This window comes from Streptomyces sp. WM6378 (genome assembly GCF_001279695.1).
Lineage (GTDB): Bacteria > Actinomycetota > Actinomycetes > Streptomycetales > Streptomycetaceae > Streptomyces.
On the sequence record NZ_LGDD01000105.1, the window covers coordinates 1 to 1,742 of the forward strand.

At 65.8% G+C, this 1,742-nt stretch carries 1 protein-coding gene and 2 pseudogenes; all 3 read left to right on the plus strand.

Annotated features, from left to right (window positions below; translation table 11 throughout):
- Nucleotides 1-74 precede the first annotated feature (74 nt).
- Nucleotides 75-695 carry a tyrosine-type recombinase/integrase gene (locus ADK54_RS11395; protein ID WP_078966307.1) on the plus strand — a complete coding sequence of 207 codons (621 nt, stop codon included), beginning with the start codon at nucleotides 75-77 and terminating at the stop codon, nucleotides 693-695.
- A 156-nt stretch (nucleotides 696-851) separates the two neighbouring features.
- A pseudogene (locus ADK54_RS43250) lies at nucleotides 852-1,432 on the plus strand (IS5 family transposase); the annotation flags it as partial.
- A gap of 24 nt (nucleotides 1,433-1,456) precedes the next feature.
- Nucleotides 1,457-1,708: pseudogene (locus ADK54_RS47415) on the plus strand (transposase); the annotation flags it as partial.
- Nucleotides 1,709-1,742: the final 34 nt, after the last annotated feature.

Below are 1,742 nucleotides of genomic sequence, written 5' to 3' on the forward strand. Positions count from 1 at the left end.
AAGCAGCCACCGGAACCGGCCCCTGAGGAACCGTCAGCCCGCTAGGCTCGAAAGACCGCCCCTGACCAGCGAGAATGATGAAGTACCACTGGAGTACTAAGGCGGTCATTCCCTCGCCCGCCCAGCTGGCCGGGATACGAACTGCCGGCGACGACACCTTCCTGCTGATCTCAGACCTGATGAGCGGCTGCGGGATGCGCAACGGCGAGGCCGCGGCCGTGAACCTCCGCAACCTCGTCGCCGACGACGTATACCGGATCACCGAGCAGGTCAACCAGACCACCAACGCCTACGCGCGCCTAAAGCACCGCAGACCTGGGGAGTACCGGGACGTGCCGCTGCCAGCCCGCACCCGGCAGACCATCGAGTGGTACGCCGAAAAATACGGCACTATCGACGGTTACCTGCTGCGCCACCCCAAGGACCCCGGCAAGCCGTTCCCTTACTACTACCTGGGCAATCAGTGGCAGCGCATCAAGAAGGCCGGCGAGACGGACATCCCCGACGGGATGGTCATGTACGGGCTGAGACACTTCTTCGCCTCGAACTGCCTCGGCCACAACATCCCCATCACCGACGTCGCCGAATGGATGGGCCACAAGAGCATCGACATCACCTACAAGATCTGCCGACACCTCATGCCCGGCTCCATCAGCGCCGCCGCGAAGGTCATGGACATGGGATTGGCCGCATAGCAGAGCCGCTTGCCACGAGGGCTACGGCTTCGACTGTTTGGAGGCATGGATCTCGACTCGGCAGCTCTCGACTGCAGCCTGCAGGGCCGAGGTGAAGTCCGCCGGCCATAAGTGACGGGGCGAGGTGCCAGACAAGAATCACTCACACCGGCCTCCATGGCCACAGCCTCCTGCCACCAAGAACAGGCGATAGTGGGGCGTCTGGTGCCGGACGGGTTGTGGGAGTTGTTCCAGTGGGTGGTCCCGGCTGTGCCGGTGCGTCCGCAGGGCGGTGGTCGACGCCGCTACGGTGATCGCGAAGTGCCGGCAGCGATCCTGTTCTTGGCCACGAGCGGCTGCACCTGGCGGCAACTGCCGCCAAGCTTCGGCCCGTCCGGCCCCACCGCGCACCGGCGGTTCACCGAGTGGAGCCGGGCCCGGGTATGGGGCAAGCTCCACCGCCTGGGGTCGTGGACGAACTCGGCGCGCGCGGCGAGCGGGACTGGTCCGGCGCGCCATCGACTCCGTGAACATGCACGCGACGAAAGGGGGGACCTGACGGGTCCGAATCCCGTAGATCGCGGCAAGAAGGGATCAAAGATCCACTTGATTACCGAGCGGACCGGTCTGCCCCCTCTCGATCGGGATCTCCGCCGCGAACACCATGACAGCCGGTCCTTGAACCCCTGGTGCGGGGCAGAGCACCGATCCGCTCCCGCCGCGGGCCTCGTCGACGACGGCCCGCCACACTCCATGGCACCGCGCCCACGGAGAAGGCCGCCGAGCAGGCGCTGGAAGACCTCGCCGAAGCACCGATCGGGACCAAGTACCCTGCGGTTCTACGGACGTGGCACCAGAGTTGGCAAGACTTCGTGCCCTACTTGGCCTTCCTGCGGGAGATCCGGAAGGTGATCTACAGCACGGATGAAATCGGCAATACCCGCCGCGAGTTCAGCCTGAATCGGCTCACTCGGGACGGGGCGGCTGCCAGTGCGCGGCGAGAACCGCGTAGGCGCGTTCCTGCTGCTCGATGATCTCGCGTTCGTGCCGCCAGAGCGCAGGGTCGTT